A 23,393-nucleotide genomic window follows, 5' to 3' on the forward strand; every position below is an offset into this window, starting at 1 on the left:
ATCGTCAACTGCAAACTGTCAACAGTTCTCTGTAAACGTTACATACCAATCCTGTTTCAGGCGCCAGGACGTCGCAAAAACACCTGCGTCGGACCTTCTCTGGACGTCCGACGCAGGTGGTGGCGGTGGGGTCAGCCAGCCTCGGGCGGCACGCCTGCGGCGTGGTAGACGTGCGACTGCGCCGACGACTGCCGCAGGCCGATCACCTGCTGGTAGTCCTGCGAGTGGTAGAACTCGGTGACGCGCTCGAGGCTCTCGAACTCGACCACGATCAAGCGCTCGAACGTGCGACCGCCTTCCTTCACGATCAGGTCGCCGGCGCTCGAGAAGGCGTGCACCAACAGGCGTGCACCGTAAGCGGCGAGCACCGTCCCGCTGCGCTCGACGTACTCCTCGTACGTCTCGGCGTCACTGACGGTGATCTCCGCGACGATGTAACCCGGAGGGCCGCTCGCCGTGCTGCTCATCGAGCGTCGATGTGGGCAAGGGAGCTCAGCAGCTCAGCCGTCGAGGAGACATCGGCGTACTTCTGCCCCATGTCGAACAAGTTGACCTCGTGCACCAGGGGGCTGCGGTCGTAGACGGCGTCCGACGGGACGGCCACCTTGTAGTTGTAGGAGAACGCGTCCACTGCGCTCCCGCGCACGCAGCCCGACGTCGAGCAGCCCGTGACGACCAGGGAATCGGCGCCTGCCTGAATCAGATAGCTGAGCAACGGCGTCCCGAAGAAGGCGCTCGGATGGCGCTTCGGGAGCAGGATCTCTCCCTCGAGGGGCGCGATGTCCGGGTGGAACTCGTAGCCCTGCTCGGGGATATCCATGATGCCAGGCACCTTGGCTCCCAGCGCACCAGCGTCGAACCCCTTCTTGGGAGCGACGTACGGGTAGAGCACCGGCCAGTTCTTGCCACGGAACAGCTCGAGCAGCTTCGCGATGTTGCCCACGGCGTCCCACGCCACCTCGCCGCAGCTGGTGGTGAACTCCTCGAGCGCCTCGTCGAATGCCACCCGAGCGGTTCCGGTGGTGCGGTACTGCACGTCGATGATCAACAGGGCCGGCCGCTGACCGAGGCCGACAGGCCGGCCGAAGCCTGCGGCATCGTAGCGCTGCCGCGTCAGGTCGTCGATGATCTCGGTCATGAGGTTTCTCCTTCGAGCTCTGCTGCAGCGAGGGCGGTCGCGCCGCTGTGCTCGCGGCGCAGGTAGCGACCGGTCGTCTCGGGGGCGAGCTGCCCATCACGCAGTGCGAACTGTCCTCGAACCAGCGTGTGCACGACGCTCAGCGGCACCTCGGTGCCTTCCCAGGGCGTGTAGTCGGCGCCTGAGTGCTGCGTGGCGGCATTGATGACATAGCTTCCGTCGAGGTCCACGACAGCCAGATCTGCGTCGGATCCGACGCGAATCGTGCCTTTTTGTGGATACATGCCGAAGAGCTTCGCCGAGCGGGTCGAGGTCGCGTCCACCAGCCGCGCGAGCGGAACTCCGCGTCGCAGGCCCTCGCTCAGGGTCAGCGGCAGCACCCCGCCGGTGCCCGGGAAGCCGGCCGACGCCGACCACACATCCTTTTCCTTGAAGGAACGGTGACGAGCGTTGTGGTCGGACCCGACGGTGTCCACACGTCCGTCGGCAAGCCCGGCCCACAGTGCTTCGAGGTCGTCCCGCTCCCTGATCGGCGGGTTGACCTTCCCGTACGTGCCGCAGTCGGCATCGGTCGTGAGGGTGAGGTACTGCGTGCAGGTCTCGACGAAGAGATTGTCGTAGGACCTCCGTTGGCGCTCCATCGCCTCCAGGGCCAGCTGACTGCTGGTGTGGACCGCGTAGACGGAGGCACCCGTGATCTGGGCCATGTAGGCCACACGTTGCACTGCTTCGGCTTCGACGAAGGAAGGACGCGACTGGTTCCACGCGCTGAGCGGACCGCGCGACTCATCGATCTTTCGGCTCTTGAGCTTCCAGACCAGCTCGATGTTCTCGGGATGCGGGTTGATCATGGCACCGTTGTCTGCAGCCATGCCGAGCACGTCGTACATGTAGCCGTCATCATTGCCCGGCAGGCCCAGGTAGGCGCCCTCCTCGCCCTTGAAGTTCATGAAGAACTTGAAGCTCGAGATGCCGAACTCTCGCATGTAGGCCGGGATGTCGTGGACGTGGTCATCGGTGCCCACACAGATGTGGAAGCCGAAGTCGACGTAGGAGTCCTGCTCCATGACGGACTGGGCGCCGGGCACGACGCTCTCGTACGGCTCGCCACTCATCAGGTAGACCAGCATCGAGGTGATGCCACCGGCGACGGCGGACGCGGTCTCGAGCCGGGCATCGTCGGGATCCTTTGGGACCCGGATGTCCTTGCCCAGGTGGACGTGCGGGTCGATCGCCCCGGGCAGAACCACCTTGCCTCCTAGCTGCACCTCCTCACGGGCCTCGGCGGCCGTACCGCGCGCAACGATGCCGGCAATCAGCCCGTCGGTGATGAGTAGATCCACTTCGGACAGTCCCGTGCCGTGCAGGAAGACACGACCTCCTGTGAGACGGGTGTCGTGCACGGTCATGAGAGCGCTCCTTCGAATGGCAGATCGGCCGCATACCGCCGGTCGAGCTCGTCGAACTCGGTCTTGCGAACCAGTCCTTGGCGATCGGCCCAGCTGATCATCAGCTCGGTGGCGTGCACGGTGTCGCCATGGGTCATGAGATGGGCCATGACCTGCCTCATCCCCGCGACGGCCCCGCGCATCGCAGCGTTCGCGTACAGAGCGATCGAGAATCCGAGCTCACCGAGCTCGTCCCGTGACGTCAGTGGGGTCATCCCGCCTTCGACCATGTTGGCCATGTGGAGGCCCGGCACGGTGCGCACGATGTGCGCCATCTGCTCGGTGGTCGTGGGCGCTTCCACGAACAAGATGTCGGCACCTGCCTCGGAGTAGGCCGCGGCTCGCTCGCAGGCCGCCTCCAACCCTTCGGTGGACAGCGCGTCGGTGCGCGCGATGACCAGCATGTCCTCGCTGAGCCGCGCATCGACTGCGGCGTGCACCTTGCCGACCATCTCCTGCATCGAGACCACCTCCTTACCGGCGAAGTGTCCGCACTTCTTCGGGCTCACCTGGTCCTCGAGCTGGATGGCGGAGGCTCCCGCCCGCTCCAGCTGGCGGACGGTGCGCTGCACGTTCAACGCATTGCCGAAGCCCGTGTCCGCATCAACCACCAGGGGGATCGAGACCACCTCAGCCATCGCGCCCACGTGGCCCACCAGCTCAGTGATCGACATCAGCCCGAGGTCTGGCATTCCGAGGTAGGTGTTGGTGACTCCAGCGCCCGAAACGTAGACCGCCTCGAAGCCAGCCTGCTCGATGACGCGCGCAGTGAGGGCATTCGGTGCGCCAGGAAGCAGAATCGGTCCGTGCGCCTGCTCGATCAGGTGGCGCAGTCCAGTGGTCGTGGTCATGGTCGTCACTCCGTCTTTCGCGGGTTGTCGTCGAAGCCGAGCGCCGCCATGGCGCTGGTGCGGGCCTCGTCGAGGTGGATCTGCACACAACGTGCCGCATCGTCGGCCGATCGCTGCGCAAGTGCATCCGCGATGTCGGCGTGCTCGTCGAGCGCAGCCTTGGCGCGGACAGCGACCTTGGCCGACATGGAGCGAGCCAAGGAGATCTGCGCCTGCGTCTCTGCGGCGGCGCGCGCGAGAGCCACGTTGTCCGCCAGAGCGATCAGCTGGCTGTGGAAGTCTCGCTCCACCGGGTAGCGTCCGTCGCCTTCGGCGGACATGATGTCCCCCGTGGCAGCGACGAAATCCACGAAGTCGGCCAGCTGTTCCTCGCTCGCCCGGACACACGCCAGTCGGGCGGCGTGCATCTCGTAGGCCGTGCGCAGATCGTAGAGCTCGTGGATCTCTCGCGGCTCGAAGGTGCGGACGAACGCTCCCCGGTGACTGATGATCGTGAGGAGCCCCTCGCCGGCGAGATGCTGGATGGCTTCGCGCAAGGGGCCCCGGCTGATGCCGAGAGCCCCGGCGAGAGCCACCTCGTTGACACGCTCCCCCGGCGCGATGGATCCGTCCAGGATTCGTTCGCGAAGCACAGCTTCGGTGCGCTGCGAGAATGTGCCGTCACGCGACAACGTCGATCCGATCTCGTCGTCCATCAGACCTCCTCCTGACCCCCCAGGGCCGCTCATGGGGCGGAGACCAGCACCGCTGCCACCCCTGAAAGCCCCAGCGCGTCACCGGGGCACCTTCATTGTGAGCCGCCCCATGTCAACTGTCAACAGTTTAAGGCTACCTCAGCGTCATCCTGTCGGCTGCGAGCCAGGCCATCGCCATGACCGGTGCCGCCGTGTTTCCCGAGACGTGGAACGGCAGCACTGACGCATCGACCACTCGCAGGCCGGAAACGCCTCGAACCCGTAGGTCCACGTCGACCACCGAGTCCGCCCCTGCGCCCATCGCACAAGATCCCACCGCGTGGTAGATCCCTCCCCCAGCCAACCGGGCATGTGCCACGACGTCAGCGCTCGACGCGACCTCGGGTCCCGGGAAGACCTCGTGATCGATCAGGTCGGCCAGATCCGACCCGGCCAGCACCGAGCGCGCATGGTCGAGAATCGCCCCGGTCGCCGCACATTCAGCCGGGTGTTCGAGATAGTGCGGTTCGAGCTTCGGCGGTGCCGCCGGATCGCTCGACGCGACGTGCACCGAACCCGCCGACGTCGGGCGCAGTGCGTAACCGGTGAACAGCAGGCCCGAGTAGGGCGCGGGCCCCATCTGCTCTGACGTCTCATCGATCGCCATCGGTATCCACACGCCCTGCACGTCCGGCCGCTCCAGGCCCGGCGAGGACCGCAGGGCGCTGACCACGTCGTAACCGCTGGTCGCGATGGGGCCCTGCCGCGTCGCCAGGTAGCGGACGCCTTCGACGGCGCGCCCCAGTCGCGAGTTGAACCGCTCGGTGACGCCGAGACGGTCGCGGAACCGCACCTGCATGCTCACCCCTCGATGCTCGATCAGGCCCTCTCCGACGCGCGGGCTGTCCACGATGGTGTCGATCCCAGCGTCGGTCAGCACCTCGCGAGATCCGATACCCGATCGTTCCAGCAGCAGAGGACTCTCGATCGCGCCCGCCGCGACGATGACCTCACGTCGCGCCCGGACCTCTTCGACATCGTCACCGCGCCGCACCTGTACACCGACCGCCACGTCACCCTCGATCAGCACCCGCTCCACGCGTGCCCGGATCGCCACCGTCAGGTTGGGTCGCTCGAGTGCAGGTCGCAGGAACGCCGTCGCGGCACTCACCCGCCGACCACGGGCAATGGTGGCCGGCGTGAAGGCCACCCGATCGCCGTCGGAGTCGTTGAAGTCCTCGACTCGTCGAAGCCCCCACCGCTCGGCACCGACCAGCACCGCGTTCGTGACCCCGTCGTCGGACCGCGGGACCGACACGGCGAGAGGGCCGCCAGCGCCTCGGGTCGACGAGGCGCCCAGCTCGTGGTCCTCGATGGCCCGATATGCGGCGAGGACCTGCGACCAGCCCCAACCGTCCAACCCCTGCGCCTTGAGCGCGTCGTAGTCCGCAGCAGCACCGCGGGTGTACATCAGGCCGTTGACCGTGGTGGAACCGCCGAGCCCTCGCCCCCGGGTCCACCACTCCGGCGGGACGCCACTCGCCGGGCTGGTCTGGAAGCGACGGGTGAATCGTTGCGACCGCAGGGAGTAGTAGAAGGCCCGGGGCACCGAGAGCATCGGATGGCGCGAGGGGCCTCCGTCCTCGACGAGCAGTACGGAGGTGGTCGGGTCCTCGGACAACCGGCTCGCCAGGACGCACCCGGCCGCACCTGCGCCCACGATCACGACGTCGTAACCCGTCACGAGCCACCTCCCTGCCCCGACCCGACACCGCTCGAACGTGCCGGCAGCAGACATCTGATCGATCGCGCACGGAATGCTCCCCACCAGACGCCGGCTCCGTAGGCCAGGTCGTCGACCCGGCGGGCGGCGAGGAACCGTGCCGGCCCCAGAGCGGTCGAGCTGCGCTTCCGCGACACGAGGAAGTCGATGACCGCTGCGCCGATCACTGCCTTCCGCGCCCGCCTGGAGAAGACCATCAGGACCGCCGCCATCGGCCACCAGTGTCGCAGGGCGAGCGCCGAGGCCTGCCGAGCCGTGGCGCTGGCTGAGGCACCCGTCAGCCGGGCTCGCTCGTTCCGGTCCAGCTCGGGCAGCTGCGCCGACACCACCCGATAAGACCGCAACCCCAGTCCGGCTGCGACCACCGTGGCCCACCGCCTCTGGACGACCACCGCGGCGACCAGCGCTGCCGACTCGGCGGAGAGCACGGCCGGCGCGACCTTCGATCCGTGTCGACGGGCCAGCGCTGCCGCACTGGTGCCGTAGAAGAACTTGCGACCGAGCCACCCACGCGCCGTGCTCCGGTGGTCGTGCCAGACCTGCACGTCCGCGCAGTAGCGAACGCGACCGCCCGCAGCGATCAGTCTCCAGACGAGGTCCACGTCCTCGCCGCTGATCAGCGACTCGTCGAATCCGTCGCCGAGGGCATCCACCCTCGCCACGAGACACGCGCTCGGAACGTAGGCCACGGCTGACCACGGCCGGACCGTCGCCGACCTCGCCCCCAGATCGAGGGCACCGCACCCGTCCTCGTAGCGCTCGAACCAGCGCTCGCCGCCCCTGGTGCGCACGCGGGGCGCCACGACTGCAAGGTCGGGATCGACGAACTCCTCCAGCAGTCGCACCAGGTCTGAGGTGCTCAGGTTGATGTCGGAGTCGACGAAGGCGACGAACCGACTCGAGACCTGGGCCAGGCCGGCATTTCTGGCGCCAGCCGGACCGAGGTTCTCCTCGAGCCTGAGCAATCGGGCTCGGTGCGGATCGGCGACGACGCGCAGCGCTTCGGGGTCCCCGGATGCATCGTCGACCACGATGCACTCGACCCGCCCCGAGAGCTCTGCCAGCAATCTCCCCACCTCGGCGGGGCGGTCTTTCACCGGCACCACCACGGTGAGGTCCGACACGTCGGCGACCGCGTGGTCGTTGCGCACCGGTCGTGCCAGGTCGAGGTCGATCAGGCGATGAGCCAGCGCGACCGTCGGCCGGGAATCGGCCACGACCACGCGGTCGGCAAGCATGGACTGGGCTGTGGGTGAGAGCCGCAGCACCCGCCCGGACCGGACCAGGACCGGGCCCACAGCCACGTCGTCGTGCAGACGAACGCAGAGCGGCTCGATCATGGTGCTGGCAGGACCGGCGAGAGTCGCCCGTGGGCGTTGACATCGCCCTCCCGGACGGCGCTCCTCGTGTCAGCGATCATCTGTGCCAGGAGCCGCGACCCACGAGCGGCGTCGGCGCCGGCCGGATCGCCCAGCACGCCGTTCGGCGAGACCGCAGCCACCCCACCAGACATCAACAACGGCAGGATGTCCGCCAGCGGCCGGGTGTCTCCCGGCTCTGCCCGATCCAACCGGACCGACTCGGGTCTCAGGTGCAACATCAAGGACGTCTCGGTGAGACCCGCGTGCAGGTCAACGTCCTCGGTGGCGCAAGGGATCCAGGCCACGTCGTGGCCTTCGTCGCGCATCTGCGTGACTGCAGCAACGAGTGCCGTCAGATTCCCGCCATGAGCGTTGACGAAGACCACCCGCCCCGCCCAGGTCCGCATCGAACGGACCAGCTCCACGAGCATCATCTGCAGCGCATCCGAGCCGATCGAGCATGTTCCGGGAAAGCTCTGGTGCTCACCGCTGCTGCCGTAGATGACCGGTGGTGCCACCAGGGCACCCTCGACCTCGGCGGCCACACCCTGCGCGACCGCGACGGCTATGACCGAGTCGGTGTCGAACGGCAGGTGCGGGCCATGCTGCTCGAGGGAACCTGTCGGCACCAGAACCAGGGGCCGCTCGCCGATGTCGGTCCACGCCGAGTGCGCGAGGTGCATCAGCTCGACGCGGGGACGCCGAGATTGCGTCGGAAGTCCGCGTCCATGACCAGATGACCTGGCTCGAGCTCGTCGATCGAAGCGACGCCCATGCCCAGCATCGCCGAGTCGATGCCGCTGCGCATGATGTCGAGGACGTTCTCCACACCGGGCTGGCCGTTGGCCGCCAGTCCCCACAGGTAAGCGCGACCGATCATGACCGCCCGGGCGCCGAGAGCAACGGCCTTCACGACGTCGCTACCCCGGCGGACACCTCCGTCGAGCAGCACCTCGACCTGGTCGCCCACGGCGTCCGCGACCGCAGGCAGAGCCCGGATCGGAGCGGGGGTGCTGTCGAGGTTGTTTCCGCCGTGATTGGACACCGAGATGGCGTCGACGCCGCTGTCCACGGCGCGCAGAGCATCGTCGACTCGGCACACGCCCTTCAGCATGAATGGCTTCCCGCTGATCTGCTTCCACTGCTCACGCATCCACTGCACGTCGTCCCACGACGGCGGCGGCGTGGTCATCCACTCGTAGTAGGCACCGAAGAACGTGGGGCCCTTCGACTCGCCGGGAGCAGCGAGGTTGGGCGCTGTCAGATCGGGAAGCTCGCGCGCGAAGGAGGCCAACCAGCGCGGCTTCCGCATCACCTGGGGCACGAACTTCATCGCCGTCTTGAAATCGACCTTCTCGGGGATCTCCGGACTGCCCCAGTCGCGTCCCATCGAGAACGACCAGTCGAGCGTGGCGATGAGCCCCACCGATCCTGCGGCGTGGGCACGCTGCATGCGCTGCACCATGACATCGCGATCGCCGGTCCAGTACATCTGGAAGAACGTGGCCGGGTTGGCATGGACGACATCCTCGACCGACCGGCTCGCGAAGTTGCTCAGACCGACCACCGTGCCGCGCGAGGCGGCAGCACGGGCGACGGCAACCTCACCGTCGGGATGCACTGCCTGCACCCCAGTGGGAGACATGATCACCGGCAGCGAGATGGCCTGGCCCATCACCGAGGTGTCCATCTTCCGCTCGTGCGGATGCCCCGCGACGTGGGGAGCGAACCCGAGCTCGGTGAAGGCCAGCTCGTTGTCGCTCATGGACTGACCGCGCTCGGATCCGGCCACCAGGGCGCCGTACACGGACGAGGGCAGTCGCTTCTTGGCGCGCTGCTGAGCCACGGCGACGGACTCGAACCAGGGGTTCTTGGCCCAGGGGTTCATCGACATCAGGTGATCTTCGTTTCTGCTAGAGGGTGAAACCAGCGAGCGGATCCTCAGCACACGCCGAGACCGGCGGCGCCTGCAGGTCCTCACGCCGGGTGAGGGTCAGCATGACGGGCTGGTTGCGCGTCGGATTGGACTTCGAGTGGTCCTGGCTCTGGGCCGGGATGATGCGATCTCCAGCCAGTGCGGTCTCGCCGTAGCCCTGCACGCACTCGGGGTCGGGACCGTCGAGCGGCAGACCGGTGAAGAACTTGGCCGCCATGCATCCGCCGCGGCAGGAGTCGAAGAACTCGCACTTCGTGCAGGCGCCGCCGGTCTGCGGTGAGCGCAGTTCGTTGAACAGCTCGGAGTTCTGCCAGACCCGCTGGAACCCACCGTCAGCGAGCAGGTTCCCGGCCAGGAAGTTGTCGTGGATGGCGAACGGGCAGGCGTACACGTCGCCCACAGGATCGATCAGGCACACCACCCGGCCCGCTCCGCACAGGTTCAGACCCGGCAGACTCTCGCCGAACGCCGCAAGGTGGAAGAACGAGTCACCGGTCAGGACGTTCTCGCCGTTCGCGACGAGCCAGTCGTACAAGATCCTCTGCTGCTCCGGGAGCGGGTGCAGCTCGTCCCACACGTCGGCCCCACGGCCCGACGGCCGCATGCGCGTCAGGCGGAGCGTCGCACCGTACTGATCGGCCAGCGCCTTGAACTCGTCGAGCTGGGTGACGTTCTGACGGGTCACGACGACGGAGATCTTGGCATCCTTGAAACCGGCAGCCTGCAGGTTCTTCAACGCGGCGATGGCGGTGTCGTAGGACCCGGGGCCGCGCACGTAGTCGTTGACCTCGGCCGTCGCCCCGTCCAGGGAGATCTGCACGTCGACGTAGTCGGTCGAGGCGAGCAAGGCTGCCTTCTCCGGGTTGATCCGCACGCCGTTGGTCGAGAACTTGACCCCCACGTTGTGGTCGACCGCGTACTGCAGCAGGTGCCAGAAGTCGGGTCTGATCGTCGGCTCGCCACCGCCGATGTTGACGTAGAAGACCTGCATGCGCTGCAGCTCGTCGATGACCGCCTCTGCCTGCTCGGTGGTCAGCTCGTTGGGATCACGACGGCCCGATGAGGACAGGCAGTGCGCGCACTCCAGGTTGCAGGCGTACGTCAGCTCCCACGTCAGGCAGATCGGCGCGTCGAGACCGTGCTCGAACTGCTCGATCAACGAGCCGTTCTTCGGACGGTCGATCACGGGACGGGTCTCGAGGATGGTCATGCGACGCCTTTCGTGCGGATCATGTCGGTGGCGGCCAGGCCCTGCAGAGCAGTCTCGTAGGCCGGCCACTGCGGCTCTGGAATGCCCGCCGACAGGAGTGCCGAACGGACGTCGGGATGCTCGTCGAGCGCACGGACCAGCGCCACAAGCTCAGGGCGTTTCAGGAAGGTGAGCTTGCGGTTGCCGAAGTGGTAGGCAAGCGCGCCGAACGGCTCGGGGCGCAGCTCCACCGAAGGCGACAGCCGCCATGACTCGTCGAGCATCCCTGACATCAGTCGATCTCCGGTCTCAGTAGACGCCGCACATGCCGTCGATCGAAACTTCCTCGATCAGCGACTCGGGTGTGACGACTTCGCCGTCGAGCACGGGCTCGGTGTGGGGTTCGACGTTCATGGCGACTCCTTCGGTGTTGTGTGCCTCACACAGTAATGGCACCCGTGGCCAAAAGGAAGCGCTCCAGAGAGATCGTCCTCGGAATTGCTAGATTTCGTCCATGCCCGAAGCCCGCCCGCGATCAAGTACCGGACGACCGGTGGTGACCAGCCACGGGGATATCGAACGAGCAGCCTTCGCGCTGTTCGCTCAGCACGGTTTCGAAGGCACCACGCTCGAGGACATCGCGTCGGCGGTCGGCGTCGGGCGACGCACACTTTTTCGGTACTTCGAGTCCAAGAACGACATCCCGTGGGGACAGTTCGCCGACAGCCTCGAGGGTTTTCGCCAGATCCTCGCCGCGATGCCGTCAGACCTTCCGGTCTGGGAGGCCGTGCACCGCGGAGTCGTCGCGTTCAACGACTTCGACACCGACACGATGCCCGTGCACCGCCAACGCATGACGCTCATCCTCTCCACCCCGGCGCTGCAGGCGCACTCGGTCCACCAGTACGCCGAGTGGCGCGAGGTCATCGCCGAGTACGTCGCCGACCGACGAGGTCTCGATTCGCACGACATCCTTCCTCTGGTGGCCGGACACGTCAGCCTCGCGCTTGCCATGACCGCCTACGAGCAGTGGCTCACGACCGAGGGCACGGACCTGAAGCCGTTCGTCGACGCGGCGATGAGCTCACTGCGCGATCATCTTGGTCTCGAGCCGTTCACTCCCCACTGAGACACCATCCGTACGAGAGGATTCCCCCATGGACACGATCGACAGCACCCATCTTCAGCGCGCCATCGACATGGCTGCACGGGCGTTGGCCACCGGCAACGAGCCCTTCGGATCGGTGCTGGTCGGCGCGGACGGGACGATCCTCGCCGAGGATCACAATCGTGAGTCCGAGGGCGACCCGACGCTGCACCCTGAGATCACCCTGGCTCGTTGGGCAGCGCTGAACCTGTCGGCGCAGGAGCGCGCGCACGCGACGGTCTACACCTCGGGCGAGCATTGCGCCATGTGCTCCAGCGCCCACGCCCGCTGTGGACTGGGTCCCATCGTGTTCGCCGCATCGACCGAGCAGCTGGGCGCGTGGTGGGCAGAGCTGGGAGCCGAGCGAGGATCGCTCGCGCCCTTGACCATCGCCGAGGTGGCGCCTCACCTGTCCGTCCGCGGCCCATTCCCCGAATATGCCGAGCTGGTCCACCAGCTCCTGATCGCTCGCTTCCGGCCGGTGTGAAGGCAGAACCCACCTGCCCCGGAGCTCAGGGCCGCAGCACCAGCCTCGCCCCACCCAGTCCGCCAGCTGCGAGTGCGCGGTGCGCTTCGACCGCCTCGTCGAAGGAGAACCACCGCACCGGCCCCGTCCGAAGCGATCCGGTCGCGGCGAGCGACGACAGCAACGTGAGCTGCTCCCAGTCGGGCCGAACGGCGAACGACTCAGAACGCACGTCCCGCAGCGGAGCGGGACGCTCCAGCACCACCAGACTGACGTGAGCACCTGACTCGACCACTGCGTCGAGACAGGCCTGTCCGACGACGCCAGCATCGATTGCGCCGTCCACTCCGCCGGGCACCACGTGCCGCACGTTCTGGGCCAGCTCGCTGGTCTCGACGAACTCGTGCGCCCCCAGCTCGAGCACGAGCTGGCGGTGGCGAGCTGCGCCGGCACCGACGACCTTCAGCCCTCGCATGCGCGCGAGCTGAAGTGCAAGCGTGCCGACCGCACCACCCGCTCCCGTGATGAGAACCGACTGCCCACGACGCAACGCCAACAGGTCCAGCGCCTGCAGGGCGGTCAGTCCCGCAAGCGGAAGCGTCGACCCCGCACCGGCATCCAGTTCAGCGGGAATGGCCGCCACCGCTGTCTCGCTGAGCACCACGAGCTCACTGTGGGTCCTGGGGCTGTCGAACATGTGGGTCGAGATACCGATGACCCGGTCTCCGGGCGACAACCGCCACACGTCTGCACCGACCATGTCCACGGTTCCGGCCACGTCCCACCCGAACGTCAGCGGGGGCTCACCGTGGAAACCGAGACCCATCAGGATGCCTTCGCGGGTCGCAGCATCGACTGGGTTGAGAGCTGCGGCCTCCATGACGATCCGGACCTCACCAGCTCGCGGCGCAGGCTCCTGGACGTGCAGCACCTCAACGACCTCGGGGCCCCCGAAGGCGCTGATTCCCATAGCTCTCATCATGTTCTCCCATGTAGTCGGTCGGGTGGTCGATCACTGTAGAGGGCACCGGATCGAGCCGGCGCCCGCCTGCTAGATCGATCAGATCCGCGGCCATCGTCTCCTGCGCCATACTGGCCGCGTGGCCTCCTCACCTCAGCGACTGCTCAGCGCGACCCACGACCTCAGCACCCCGCTGGCGATCATCGACGCCGAGACCCTGTGGGCCAACGCCGACGATCTCGTGCAGCGCGCCGACGGCGTTCCGATCCGTCTGGCGAGCAAGTCGATCCGGGTGCGGTCGATCATCGAGCGCACCCTGGTCCGGGACGGGTTCGCCGGGATCATGGCGTACTCGCTGGCCGAGGCCAACTGGTTGGTCGACTGCGGCGCCGACGACGTCCTGCTGGCCTACCCGACCGTCGACGCGGCCGCCCTGCGCGACCTGATCGCCGACGAGGCCCGCCTGGCCGCCATCTCGGTCATGGTCGACAGCATCGAGGCGCTCGACGTCATCGACGCCCTGCTCCCGGTGGACCGCCCCGAGATCCGGTTGTGCCTCGACGTCGACGCCTCCCTGCGCATCGGTCGCCTCCACCTCGGTGTCCGCCGTTCACCAGTGCACAGCGTCGACGACGCGACCCACCTCGCCCAGATGATCGCGGGGCGAGCCGGCTACCGGCTCGTCGGCCTGATGTTCTACGACGCCCAGATCGCCGGGCTGCCCGACACCTCCCGCGCCGTGCGGATGGTCAAGCGTCGATCGGCCGCCGAGCTGACCGACCGGCGCGGCGAGATCGTCGAGGCGGTGCGTCACGTCGCCCACCTCGAGCTGGTCAACGCCGGTGGCACCGGCAGCCTGGAGATCACCGGCGGGGACCCGGCCATCACCGAGCTGACCGCCGGATCGGGACTGTTCGCTCCGACCCTCTTCGATGACTACAACGCCTTCGAGTCGCGTCCCGCCGCGTTCTTCGCGCTCTCGGTCGTCCGACGCCCCGCCGAGGACATCGCCACCGTGTTCGGCGGCGGGTACATCGCCTCGGGCAGCACCGACAAGAATCGCCGACCGACCCCGGTGTGGCCCGAGGGTCTCGCGCTGATCGACAACGAGGGCGCAGGCGAGGTGCAGACGCCATTGCGCGGGTCCGCCGCAACCGACCTCGCCATCGGCGACCGAGTGCTGCTCCGGCACGCCAAGGCCGGCGAGATGTGCGAGCGGTTCAGCTCCGTGGTCCTCGTCGACGGTGCCGGCGGCACGGAGGTCGTGCCCACCTACCGGGGCGAGGCAAAGAACTTCGGGTGAGCACTCAGGCCTGGTAGGGCTTGTGCCCCAGCAGGTCCGCCAGGTGTGCAGCATTCGCGGCCGCAGCGTTCAGCGCCGCGGCGATCGCCGGCGGTGTCTCGTCGAGGTCGAGGTAGTCGACCTTGTGCATGGCTTCACCGTTCCAGTAGGTGCCACCCTGCGCCGGGATGGTGTACCCCACGTCGCTCAGCGCCTGGAACAGATCCGCCGTGATCTTGTGCGCGCCGTCCTCGTTGCCGACGACACCGACCACTGCGACCTTGCCGGACAACACCGGATTTCCGTCGGGCCCCTCCGTCGCCACCTCCGCGTCCAGACGCTCCAGGACTCGCTGCGCGACACTCGACATGTGACCCATCCAGGTGGGCGACACGAACACGAGGATGTCGGCCGCGAGCACCCGGTCACGAATGGACGGCCAGTCGTCGCCATCGCCCATGTCGGCCTCGACACCCGGCAGGATGCGGTGATCGACGACCCTCACCACGCTGCCGCTCACCCCGTGCTCGCCCAGCGCGTCGACGAACTGATGAGCCATCAGGTCGCCGCTGGACGGTTCATCGCCGGGCTTGAGCGAGCAGTTCAGTGCAAGGACGGTCTTCGAGGTCATGCCCGCCGCCCCGTCAGATCTTCTTGCGGAGACGCTGAGCGAACTGCTGGGACGGCTTCTGCTGCTCTCCCTGCTGCGCGCCGAGCACCACGAGCAGTCCGGTGATGGCCGGAATGGCCCACTGCGCGATCTTCAGCTGTCGCTGCGCCGAAGCGAGATCGCTGGATGCGCCGGCGGCCGGTTCGGTCGCTCCACGCCCGCCCTGCTGGCTCTGCTCCTCCACCTTTGCACCGAGCGCACCGCTGTAGGCCGTGACACCGGCTGCGGCGAGGGTGAGCGCCGTCTTCAGAGCCGTGTTCGAGGCGGCGCCCTCCTGGTTTTTCACGCGCTCGCGATTGGCCCGGATGAGTCCCAGACCTCCGACCCCGTGCATGGCGATCGCGGCAGCGCTCACCGGCGCCCAACGCTTCCATCCGAGCGAGGAGAGCCTCAGCCGCTCCGCCGGGTCCTGCGCATCGGCCGTCGCGCCGTTGAGTCCGACCGCGCCCATCAGCGAGCCTCCGAACCACACCCCGAGACCGATGTCGTGAAGACTGCGAACAGTGGTGTTTCGTTCTGCCATGGTGTGCTCCTCAGGTGAGCTGCGCGAGGGCCCGCTCTGAGCCCGCATCACCCATGTCATACCCGCGCTGACCGTCATCAAACCGCGGGAGCGTGGATCGGACGCATCGATCCCGGTTCGACGCTGCGCCATACTGACGGCGTGACACTCCCCGGCAAGCACCTGGTCGAGGCCTCTGGATCCTGGACCAACTGGGGCCGCAACGTCGTTGCGCACCCGGCACGCACGGCACGGCCACGCACCTCCGGGGACGTGTCCACGATCGTCCAGCAGGCAGCCGCCGATGGTCAGACGGTCAAGGCGGTCGGCGCCGGTCACTCCTTCACCTCGATCGCGGCCACCGACGGCGTGCAGGTCCGGCTCGACCAGATGGCCGCCGTGCTGTGGCACGACGCCCCGAGCGGGCAGGTCCGCGTGCAGGCCGGCATCTCCCTGCGCGACCTCAACCCCCGACTCCAGGCGCTGGGGCTCGCCCTGTCCAACCTCGGCGACGTCGACCCTCAGTCGGTGGCCGGCGCGATCAGCACCGGAACCCACGGCACCGGTGGGCGCCTGCAGGGCATCGCCGCCGCCGTCGTGGCGGTCCAGCTGGTCATCGGCGACGGCTCGATCGTCGAGGTCGACGAGCAGCACCCGTGGTTCGGCGCGACTCGTGTCAGCCTCGGTGCCCTCGGCATCATCACCGAGGTCACGCTGCAGTGCGTGCCGGCGTTCCTGCTGCACGCCCGTGAGGAACCCGTGGCACTGCCCGCCGTGCTGGAGCAGATCGACGACCTGGTCGAGTCCAACGACCACGCCGAGTTCTACTGGTTCCCGCACACCGACAAGGCCCTGCTCAAGCGCAACAATCGCGTCCCGCCCGGCACCGAGCGTGACCCGGTCGGACGACTCCGAGGCTGGCTCGACGACGAGCTGTTGTCCAACACCGTGTTCGGGGCCATCAACCGCATCGCTGCTCACCGACCCAACCTGATCCCGCACGTCAACCGGCTCAGCGGCTCGGTGCTGGGCGCTCGCGAGTACACCGACGACTCCCACCGGGTCCTCGTCTCGCACCGCACCGTCCGATTCTGCGAGTCAGAGTTCGCGATGCCGCGTGCCGCGCTGCCCGACGTGCTCGCCGAGCTGGACCGCTGGCTCGATGCGGGTCACGGGCACGTCTCGTTCCCGATCGAGGTCCGCTTCGCCGCCGCGGACGACATCTGGCTCTCGAACGGCCACGCCCGCGACAGCTGCTACGTCGCGGTGCACCAGTACTGGCGCTCGGACCACACGGACTACTTCGCGGCGGCGCAGGACATCTTCACCGCACACGAGGGCCGCCCGCACTGGGGCAAGCTCCACACGCTGGGTGCCTCGGACCTCGAACGCCTCTACCCGCGGTTCGCCGACTTCGTGGCCGTCCGCGACGCGGCCGACCCGGGCCGCCTGTTCACCAACACCTACCTCGACCGCGTGCTCGGCTGAGCATCAGGTCGTCGGCGGCGCCAACCGATACAGCAGCTCGGGCCGCCCCTGGCCCCCGTACCGGTGCGAGACGTCGACGGTCCCCCGTTCGTTCAGGTGCTCCAGGTACCGGCGCGCCGTGGCCCTCGAGGTCCCCGCGCCCTCACCGATCTCGCGGGCGGTCGCCGATCCCTGCTCCCTCAGCACCTGCAGCACGAGCTCCATCGTCGGCACCGACAATCCTTTGGGGAGCCCTTGCACCACCGCGTCGGCCGCGACCCGAGGGCCCGGGGGCGTCCGGGCTGCGACAGCTCCACCGCGCATCATCGAGTCGATCTCCTGCTGGCCGAAGCGATCCTCGTTGACGGCCCGGGTGACGGACCTCGCCTCGCCGTAGGCCCGCAGCCGCTGGGAGAAGGCCTCCCGACTGAACGGCTTGACGAGATAGTCGGCGACCTGCGCCGACAGGGCCTGCCGCACCGTGACCCGGTCGCGCGACGAGGAGATCACGATGACGTCGACGGGCCGCACCCCCGCCCGGCGCAGGCGATGCAGCACCTCGATGCCGCTGATGCCCGGCAGGTTGATGTCCAGCAGCACCAGATCGACCGGGGCGTGCTCGACGACATTGAGCGCTGCACGCCCCGAGTCGACCGTGGCGATCAGGGAGAATCCCGGCTCGGTCTCGACGTACCCCGCGTGCAGCCGTCCGGCCGCAGGGTCGTCGTCGACGACCAACGTTCTGATCGACGTCACCGGACCGGCCTCGATTCGGGCACCGTGGCGGTCGGGAGACTGACCGCGAACCGTGCACCACCGAGCTCGGAGCGACCGACGTCCACATGACCGCCGCGCGCCCTGACCACGTCCATCACCAGGGCCAGGCCGGTGCCGCGTGTCAGGTGATCGGCCTGCGCAGCCTTGGTCGTGGATCCGCGCTCGAACAAGGTGGTCTCGACAGCAGCGGCGACACCGGGCCCGTCGTCCTCGATGACCGCCTCGATCCACGACTCGTCTGCCTGCAGGAACACCCTGACCCGGCCATCACCGCCGGTGGCCTCGACCGCGTTGCTCAGCAGGTTGGCGATGACCGTGAGGTCGTCGTCGTGCAGGACGTCGTGCGCCACCGTGGTCAGCGGGGCGAGTCGCAGCTCGCCGCCGCCGTCGGCCAGCTCGACCGCCACGGCACCCACCAGCGCCGAGAGTCGCACGTCGGCGATCTCGGCGTCATCGCCTCGCCTGCCCGGGCCGGCCACGGGGACCAGGCCGGCGATGTAGTCCAGCGCCGCTCCGGAGTCGTCACTCTCGACGAGCCCGTAGACCACGTGCATCCGGGTCCTGAACTCGTGGGTCTGGTCGCGCAGGGCGCGGGCGACGCGGCGCTGCAGGTCCAGCTCGGTCACGTCCTCCTCGAGCCTGCGGACCTTCTGACTGACGCTTCGGGCGAGCAGCGCGGCGGCGACACATCCGACGATCAGTGCGCCCAGGGTCCACGGCACCAGGGCCCACAACCCGTCACGCAGGTCGGCGGCGATGTCGCGCTCCAGGATCCCGACGGACGCAGCTCCGACCACGACACCGTCGCGACGGATCGGCACCTTGGCGCGCAGGGTGGGACCGAGGGTGCCGACCTCGGTGCCCACGAACTCGCTGCCCGACAACGCGATGAGTGGGTCGGTCGAGACCGGTCGGCCCCGCTCGGCCGGTGTGGGGTGCGTCAGGCGCACGCCCTCGCCGTCGGTGATGACCACGTAGTCGACCCCGGACGACTCGCCGACCAGATCGGCGAGCGGCTGCAGCTCCGTCGAGGCGTCGGGTGCACCGATCGCCTGCTGCACCTGCTCGAGAGCAGACAGGCTCCGGGCCACGGCGAGCACGCGTTCGGCGGTCGCGTCGCGGATCTGCCGTTCCTGGATCGTCGATGCGGCCCAGGTGGTGACGGCAACACAACCGATGACGATGCAGCACTGCACGAGCAGCACGACCAGCCCTCGATACCGGCCGGTGGCAAAACCGCGCACGCCCTGCATCATCCACCTCCTTCGCCAGCAGCACTTATGAGCACAAGTCGTCGACGTGTCGACCGTCACACCCATCGGTGCCATCGTCATCAGCATCGCCGATCCCACTGGAGCCGGCGAGTCGATGAAAGGAAACACTCGCATGCGCAGGACCTTCTCCGCGATCGCCCTCGGCTCGATCACCACCGTCGTGCTCGGCTTCGCGGTCGCCGACGCGAGCAGCTCTGGGGGCGCACCGAGCCCCCGCACCAAGCTCACGATCATCGCGCCGGCCGCACCCGGCGGCGGATGGGACGGCTTCGCCCGAGAGGCCCAGCAGGCCTTGCGGGTCAACGGGATCGTCAACGCGACCCAGGTCGTGAACGTTCCGGGAGCAGCCGGAACCATCGGTCTCAGCCAGGTCGCGCGCATGGAGGATCGCGCCGACGTCATGCTGGTCACCGGCGGCGTCATGATCGGTGGCGTGCTCCTGTCGGACTCCGGCGAGACGCTGGAGGACATCACGCCGATCGCCCGCATGGCCGACGACTACAACGCCCTCGTCGTCCCCGCCGACTCGCCGTTCGAGACCCTCGACGACTTCATCACCGCATGGACCGAGGACCCCGGCGCCTACCCCATCGCAGGCGGTTCGCTCGGCGGCATCGACCATCTGCTCAGCGGCATGCTCGCCGAGGAGTCGGGCATCGACCCGCAGAGCATCAACTACATTGCCTACCCCGGCGGCGGCGAGGTGGTCACCTCGATGCTGTCCTCGACCGCGGCCGTCGGGCTGTCGGGGTTCAACGAGTTCCGCGACCAGATCGAGGCGGGCACGATGCGCGCCCTCGGCATCTCTGCCGAGCAACGCCTCGACGGTGTCGACGTGCCCACGTTCATGGAGCAGGGCGTCGACGTGACGATGTCGAACTGGCGCGGCTTCGTGGCCCCGCCGGGCATCGACGACGAGACGAAGGCCGAGATGCTCGCGATCGCCGACGAGCTGCGCCGCACCGGCGAGTGGGACGACGCGCTGGAGCGCAACAACTGGGTCGAGGAGTACCTCACCGACGAGAAGTTCGGCGAGTTCCTCGTCGAGGAGACCACCCGCATCGACACGATCATCCAGGAGCTCGGACTGTGACCGCCCTCGAGTCACCCACGCCCCCACAGCTCGCCACGACGCGCGGATGGCGCGCCTGGGCCATCCAGCACAGCGAGCTGGGCTTCGCGTTCGGCGTGCTCGCCCTTGCCGTCTTCCTGACCGTCGGCACCGCGGTCATGGAGGTGCCCGAGGGATCAGGAACCCCGGGGCCGCGATTCTTCCCGATCATCGTGACCGGGTTCTTGTACCTGCAGGCCGCGCTGCTGACCATCGACGTGCTGCGGCATCCGCCGCTGCCACCGCATCGCGAGGCCGAGGTGTCCCGGGCCATGCTCGAGGACCTGGGCGGAATCGATCACCAGAGGACCAGCTCCGCGACCGAGACCGTCGACTGGAGATCGGTCGCGATGGTGCTCGGCAGTCTCGTGATCTTCGTGCTGCTGCTCGAGCCGGTGGGCTGGCTGATCTGCGCCGGCGCCCTGTTCTGGGCCATCTCGCACGCCCTGGGCAGCACACGCCCCCAGTTCGACATCGTCGTGTCGGCCCTCGTCTCGGCCACGATCCAGCTCGCGTTCTCGGCCGGACTCGGCCTCAACCTGCCCGCGGGCATCCTCGAAGGAGTCCTGTGATGGATCAGCTGTCCCTGCTCGGCGGCGGCTTCGCCGAGGTCCTGACGCCGCTCAACCTCACTCTGCTGCTGATCGGCGCCATTCTCGGCACCGCTGTCGGCGTGCTGCCCGGCCTGGGCTCGGCCATGGCCGTGGCACTGCTCCTGCCGGTCACGTTCAGCCTCGATCCCACCGGCGCGTTCATCATGTTCGCCAGCATCTACTTCGGCGGCCTGTTCGGTGACTCCACGTCCGGGATCTTGCTCAACACACCCGGCAACTCCTCGGCGATCGCCACGACCTTCGAGGGCCATCGCATGGCCCAGGACGGCCGCGCGGCCAAAGCCCTCGGGATCGCGGCCATCGGCGCCTTCACCGGCGGCATGATCGCCACCGCCGTCGTGGTGTTCTTCTCGCCCTACCTGGTCGAGCTCGCCTCCCTGTTCGGACCGGCCGAGTACTTCGCCCTCGCCGCCTTCGCCTTCGTGGCCATCTCGGCTGTGGTCGCCGAATCGGTGATCCGAGGCCTCACCGCACTGGGTATCGGCCTGGCGATCGCCCTGGTCGGCATCGACAGCGCCAGCGGCGCCGAACGCTTCACGCTGGGCAGTCCGGCGATGTTCGACGGCATCCCGATCGTCGTCGTCACGGTGGGCCTCCTCGCCCTGGGCGAGGTCTTCCACGTCGCCTCGAAGATCCGCCGAGAGGGCTCGGCACCGATCCCGGTCTCGGCCGAGGGATCGCCGTACCCGACCCGCGCCGAGCTGCGGAAGGCCGCGCCGGCCTTCCTGCGCGGCACCTCGTACGGCCTGCCGTTCGGCGTGATCCCGGTCGGCGGCTCCGAGGTACCCACCTTCCTGGCCTACGGCACCGAGAAGAAGCTGGCCGCTCGCCGCGAGGACCCCGACTTCGGCACCCGCGGCGCCCTCGAGGGCGTCGCCGGCCCCGAGGCTGCGGGCAATGCGACCGCCGGCACCGCGATGGGTGCCCTGCTGGCCCTCGGGCTACCGACCTCGGCCACGGCCGCCATGCTGCTCGCCGCGTTCCAGCAGTACGGTCTGCAGCCCGGACCGCTGCTGTTCGAGCGCAGCGCCGACCTGGTCTGGCCCCTGCTGGCGAGCCTCTTCATCGGCCTGGTGATCCTGCTGGCGATCAACCTGCCGTTCGCAGCGGTGTGGGCCAAGCTGCTGGTGATCCCCCGGCACTACCTCTACGCCGGCATCACGGTCATCGCGATGCTGGGCGTGTACGCAGTCGCCTCGTCGACGACCGATCTGTGGCTGCTGCTGGCCATCGGGATGATCGGATTCGGCATGCGCCGATTCGCCATCCCGCTCGCACCGGTCCTGATCGCCGCGATCCTCGGCCCGGTCGCCGAGACGCAGCTGCGCCGCGCCCTGGCCGTCTCCGAGGGAGATCCGTCCATCCTGTTCGGATCGAACATCACCGTGACCCTCTATGCGTTGATGGCGGTCGCGGTCGTCGCCAGCGTCGTGCAGCACCTGCGTCATCGACGCACCGACGACCGCACCCCCACCTCGGTCGGCTGAGCTCAGCCGTTGACCAGCATCATCGAGGTCGGGACATCGGCGAGGGTCGAGCGCGTGCGCTCCTCGCCGGTGCCGAGCTCGAACAACGCGATGGAGCTGTCCCGAGGGTCGGTGACCCAGGCGAAGCCGCCACCGATGGCGATCTGCGGCGTGGGAACGGTGTAGTCGTCGGTCATCTCCCACGGCTCCATCACGTCGATCTTCTCCACGACCTCACCGGTCGCGTCGTCGAGCACGTGGGCGGCTCCGTCGGTCCCCACCACGGCCGACTGACCATCGGCGCGAGAGACCCCGGAGAACTCGACCCCCAGGCCCACGGCGGTCGAGCTGCCGGCCTCGAGGTCGTAGAGCGCGATCTGCTCGGCGACCGAGTCGTCGGACTCGCTGGTCAGGTTGCCGACCAGCACGTCGGAGTCATGGGCTCCGAACAGCGCCCGCGTGCCGGCACCCTCGACCGGTGAGTCGATCGTGGCGCCCTCGCCCTCCTCGACGACGAGGACACCGTCGGAGCAGCCGAAGGCATATCCCTCGTCGCCGGCATGCGCCTCCCCGTGCAGGCCGGCGCACCCCTCGATCCGGTTGGTCTCCGTGCCGTCCTCGTCGAGGACGAGCACGCCGGCAGCATCCTCGCCCTCGGGGTAGGAGGCGAGGAATCCACCGTCCGCCGTCGGGGCGGCGACTCCGTGGTGTCCCGCGCCGGTCTCGACACGCTGCACGTCGATGTCGTCGTCCTCCAGTCCCTTCCAGTCAAAGGACTGGAAGGAGCCGTCATCGTCGAACCAGACCACGCTGCGCTCGTCGTCACTGACGACGTGGTAACTCGTGCCGTCGTCGAACGTCGTGTCGAGCAGCGAGGGATCGGTGACGTAGGAGTGCCCGTGATCGCCGTGGGCCTCGGTCCAGGAGCCCGGGTCCACGACACCGACCGTGCCGGCGTCGGACTGCAGCACGAACACGTGCCTGTCGTCGCCGGCCATCTGCAGCTTGGGCCGGCTGGCCAGGTCGTACTGGCTCAGGCTCGCGAGATCCTGACCGCCGACGACCTCGGCTCCGCTGTCCGAGGCGATGACCAGACGCGGCTGAGGGGTGGCGGTGGACTCCCGCTCCGCGGCGGGGGCCTCCTCGGCCGCATCGGTGCCGCCTCCACCGGAATTGGATGGGGAGGCGCAGGCCGCGAGCGTGGCGCCGGCCGCGAGCAGGGTGAACAGGGAACGGGTGCTGTGCAATCTCATGGTCAGCATCCTGACCCTTATTG

General features: G+C 68.3%; 25 protein-coding genes. 7 read left to right on the forward strand and 18 right to left on the reverse strand.

All coding sequences use genetic code 11. From position 1 onward, the window contains the following. Nucleotides 1-131 precede the first annotated feature (131 nt). The 12 genes from ACHAA3_RS02645 to mftA all read right to left on the reverse strand — a co-directional run bounded on the left by ACHAA3_RS02645 (nucleotide 132) and on the right by mftA (nucleotide 10,794). Nucleotides 132-467, reverse strand: a complete 336-nt coding sequence (locus ACHAA3_RS02645) for a DUF1330 domain-containing protein (RefSeq protein ID WP_435707384.1) — start codon at nucleotides 465-467, stop codon at nucleotides 132-134. Next, nucleotides 464-1,138, reverse strand: coding sequence for an isochorismatase family protein (locus ACHAA3_RS02650; protein ID WP_435707385.1), 675 nt, complete (start codon nucleotides 1,136-1,138; stop codon nucleotides 464-466). The genes ACHAA3_RS02645 and ACHAA3_RS02650 overlap by 4 nt, the downstream gene beginning before the upstream one ends. Beyond that, on the reverse strand, nucleotides 1,135-2,547 hold the full coding sequence (locus ACHAA3_RS02655) for a dihydroorotase (protein ID WP_435707386.1): 1,413 nt from the start codon (nucleotides 2,545-2,547) through the stop codon (nucleotides 1,135-1,137). The genes ACHAA3_RS02650 and ACHAA3_RS02655 overlap by 4 nt, the downstream gene beginning before the upstream one ends. Continuing rightward, complete coding sequence (locus ACHAA3_RS02660; protein ID WP_435707387.1) at nucleotides 2,544-3,437, reverse strand: isocitrate lyase/PEP mutase family protein; 894 nt, start codon at nucleotides 3,435-3,437, stop codon at nucleotides 2,544-2,546. The genes ACHAA3_RS02655 and ACHAA3_RS02660 overlap by 4 nt, the downstream gene beginning before the upstream one ends. 5 nt (nucleotides 3,438-3,442) lie before the next feature. Continuing rightward, nucleotides 3,443-4,132 carry a GntR family transcriptional regulator gene (locus ACHAA3_RS02665; protein ID WP_435707388.1) on the reverse strand — a complete coding sequence of 230 codons (690 nt, stop codon included), beginning with the start codon at nucleotides 4,130-4,132 and terminating at the stop codon, nucleotides 3,443-3,445. 133 nt (nucleotides 4,133-4,265) lie between these two features. Next, nucleotides 4,266-5,855 (reverse strand): GMC family oxidoreductase, encoded by a 1,590-nt coding sequence (locus tag ACHAA3_RS02670; RefSeq protein WP_435707389.1) that lies wholly within the window; start codon nucleotides 5,853-5,855, stop codon nucleotides 4,266-4,268. Next, on the reverse strand, nucleotides 5,852-7,234 hold the full coding sequence (gene mftF, locus ACHAA3_RS02675) for a mycofactocin biosynthesis glycosyltransferase MftF (protein WP_435707390.1): 1,383 nt from the start codon (nucleotides 7,232-7,234) through the stop codon (nucleotides 5,852-5,854). The genes ACHAA3_RS02670 and mftF overlap by 4 nt, the downstream gene beginning before the upstream one ends. Further along, nucleotides 7,231-7,938, reverse strand: coding sequence for a mycofactocin biosynthesis peptidyl-dipeptidase MftE (mftE, locus tag ACHAA3_RS02680; protein ID WP_435707391.1), 708 nt, complete (start codon nucleotides 7,936-7,938; stop codon nucleotides 7,231-7,233). Before mftE ends, mftF begins: the two co-directional genes overlap by 4 nt. Beyond that, a complete protein-coding gene (mftD, locus tag ACHAA3_RS02685) occupies nucleotides 7,938-9,149 on the reverse strand; it encodes a pre-mycofactocin synthase MftD (RefSeq protein ID WP_435707392.1) in 1,212 nt (403 codons plus the stop codon). The genes mftE and mftD overlap by 1 nt, the downstream gene beginning before the upstream one ends. 19 nt (nucleotides 9,150-9,168) lie before the next feature. Beyond that, nucleotides 9,169-10,401: a mycofactocin radical SAM maturase gene (mftC, locus tag ACHAA3_RS02690; RefSeq protein ID WP_435707393.1), complete on the reverse strand. Its 1,233-nt coding sequence runs from the start codon at nucleotides 10,399-10,401 to the stop codon at nucleotides 9,169-9,171. Further along, complete coding sequence (mftB, locus tag ACHAA3_RS02695) at nucleotides 10,398-10,673, reverse strand: mycofactocin biosynthesis chaperone MftB (RefSeq protein ID WP_435707394.1); 276 nt, start codon at nucleotides 10,671-10,673, stop codon at nucleotides 10,398-10,400. Before mftB ends, mftC begins: the two co-directional genes overlap by 4 nt. A 16-nt stretch (nucleotides 10,674-10,689) precedes the next feature. After that, complete coding sequence (gene mftA, locus ACHAA3_RS02700; protein ID WP_435707395.1) at nucleotides 10,690-10,794, reverse strand: mycofactocin precursor MftA; 105 nt, start codon at nucleotides 10,792-10,794, stop codon at nucleotides 10,690-10,692. A gap of 100 nt (nucleotides 10,795-10,894) precedes the next feature. Between mftA and mftR the strand changes: the two genes are divergently transcribed. Together mftR and ACHAA3_RS02710 are read left to right on the forward strand one after the other, a co-directional pair. Next, a complete protein-coding gene (gene mftR / locus ACHAA3_RS02705; RefSeq protein ID WP_435707396.1) occupies nucleotides 10,895-11,509 on the forward strand; it encodes a mycofactocin system transcriptional regulator in 615 nt (204 codons plus the stop codon). 28 nt (nucleotides 11,510-11,537) lie between these two features. Next, complete coding sequence (locus tag ACHAA3_RS02710; protein ID WP_435707397.1) at nucleotides 11,538-12,014, forward strand: nucleoside deaminase; 477 nt, start codon at nucleotides 11,538-11,540, stop codon at nucleotides 12,012-12,014. A 25-nt stretch (nucleotides 12,015-12,039) separates the two neighbouring features. On the opposite strand, the gene ACHAA3_RS02715 is transcribed toward ACHAA3_RS02710, so the two are convergent. After that, the gene (locus tag ACHAA3_RS02715) at nucleotides 12,040-12,963 is read right to left on the reverse strand and encodes an NADP-dependent oxidoreductase (RefSeq protein ID WP_435707398.1); all 924 of its coding nucleotides are present in this window, start codon (nucleotides 12,961-12,963) and stop codon (nucleotides 12,040-12,042) included. Nucleotides 12,964-13,093: 130 nt separating this feature from the next. Between ACHAA3_RS02715 and ACHAA3_RS02720 the strand changes: the two genes are divergently transcribed. Beyond that, nucleotides 13,094-14,257, forward strand: a complete 1,164-nt coding sequence (locus ACHAA3_RS02720) for an amino acid deaminase/aldolase (RefSeq protein ID WP_435707399.1) — start codon at nucleotides 13,094-13,096, stop codon at nucleotides 14,255-14,257. Between the two features lie 4 nt (nucleotides 14,258-14,261). Here ACHAA3_RS02720 and ACHAA3_RS02725 read toward each other — a convergent pair whose 3' ends face one another. After that, nucleotides 14,262-14,867 (reverse strand): flavodoxin family protein, encoded by a 606-nt coding sequence (locus tag ACHAA3_RS02725; protein WP_435707400.1) that lies wholly within the window; start codon nucleotides 14,865-14,867, stop codon nucleotides 14,262-14,264. A 13-nt stretch (nucleotides 14,868-14,880) separates the two neighbouring features. Further along, on the reverse strand, nucleotides 14,881-15,429 hold the full coding sequence (locus ACHAA3_RS02730; RefSeq protein ID WP_435707401.1) for a hypothetical protein: 549 nt from the start codon (nucleotides 15,427-15,429) through the stop codon (nucleotides 14,881-14,883). Between the two features lie 141 nt (nucleotides 15,430-15,570). On the opposite strand from ACHAA3_RS02730, the gene ACHAA3_RS02735 reads away from it, so the two are divergent. Further along, nucleotides 15,571-16,896: a D-arabinono-1,4-lactone oxidase gene (locus ACHAA3_RS02735; protein WP_435707402.1), complete on the forward strand. Its 1,326-nt coding sequence runs from the start codon at nucleotides 15,571-15,573 to the stop codon at nucleotides 16,894-16,896. Nucleotides 16,897-16,899: 3 nt separating this feature from the next. Here ACHAA3_RS02735 and ACHAA3_RS02740 read toward each other — a convergent pair whose 3' ends face one another. Continuing rightward, nucleotides 16,900-17,631, reverse strand: coding sequence for a response regulator (locus ACHAA3_RS02740; RefSeq protein WP_435707403.1), 732 nt, complete (start codon nucleotides 17,629-17,631; stop codon nucleotides 16,900-16,902). Then, a complete protein-coding gene (locus ACHAA3_RS02745) occupies nucleotides 17,628-18,905 on the reverse strand; it encodes a sensor histidine kinase (RefSeq protein ID WP_435707404.1) in 1,278 nt (425 codons plus the stop codon). Before ACHAA3_RS02745 ends, ACHAA3_RS02740 begins: the two co-directional genes overlap by 4 nt. Nucleotides 18,906-18,951: 46 nt before the next feature. Here ACHAA3_RS02745 and ACHAA3_RS02750 point away from each other — a divergent pair, with 46 nt between their 5' ends. From ACHAA3_RS02750 to ACHAA3_RS02760, 3 genes are read left to right on the forward strand one after another with little or no spacing between them, the layout of a single operon-like run. After that, the gene (locus ACHAA3_RS02750; protein WP_435707405.1) at nucleotides 18,952-20,019 is read left to right on the forward strand and encodes a Bug family tripartite tricarboxylate transporter substrate binding protein; all 1,068 of its coding nucleotides are present in this window, start codon (nucleotides 18,952-18,954) and stop codon (nucleotides 20,017-20,019) included. After that, the gene (locus tag ACHAA3_RS02755; protein ID WP_435707406.1) at nucleotides 20,016-20,609 is read left to right on the forward strand and encodes a tripartite tricarboxylate transporter TctB family protein; all 594 of its coding nucleotides are present in this window, start codon (nucleotides 20,016-20,018) and stop codon (nucleotides 20,607-20,609) included. Before ACHAA3_RS02750 ends, ACHAA3_RS02755 begins: the two co-directional genes overlap by 4 nt. Then, nucleotides 20,609-22,138 (forward strand): tripartite tricarboxylate transporter permease, encoded by a 1,530-nt coding sequence (locus tag ACHAA3_RS02760; protein ID WP_435707407.1) that lies wholly within the window; start codon nucleotides 20,609-20,611, stop codon nucleotides 22,136-22,138. Before ACHAA3_RS02755 ends, ACHAA3_RS02760 begins: the two co-directional genes overlap by 1 nt. 2 nt (nucleotides 22,139-22,140) lie before the next feature. Here the strand turns inward: ACHAA3_RS02760 and ACHAA3_RS02765 are convergent, their stop codons facing one another. Then, on the reverse strand, nucleotides 22,141-23,370 hold the full coding sequence (locus ACHAA3_RS02765; RefSeq protein WP_435707408.1) for a hypothetical protein: 1,230 nt from the start codon (nucleotides 23,368-23,370) through the stop codon (nucleotides 22,141-22,143). Between the last annotated feature and the right edge of the window lie 23 nt (nucleotides 23,371-23,393).

Source organism: Aeromicrobium sp. CF3.5 (genome assembly GCF_051262695.1).
In the GTDB taxonomy this organism is placed as follows: Bacteria; Actinomycetota; Actinomycetes; order Propionibacteriales; family Nocardioidaceae; genus Aeromicrobium.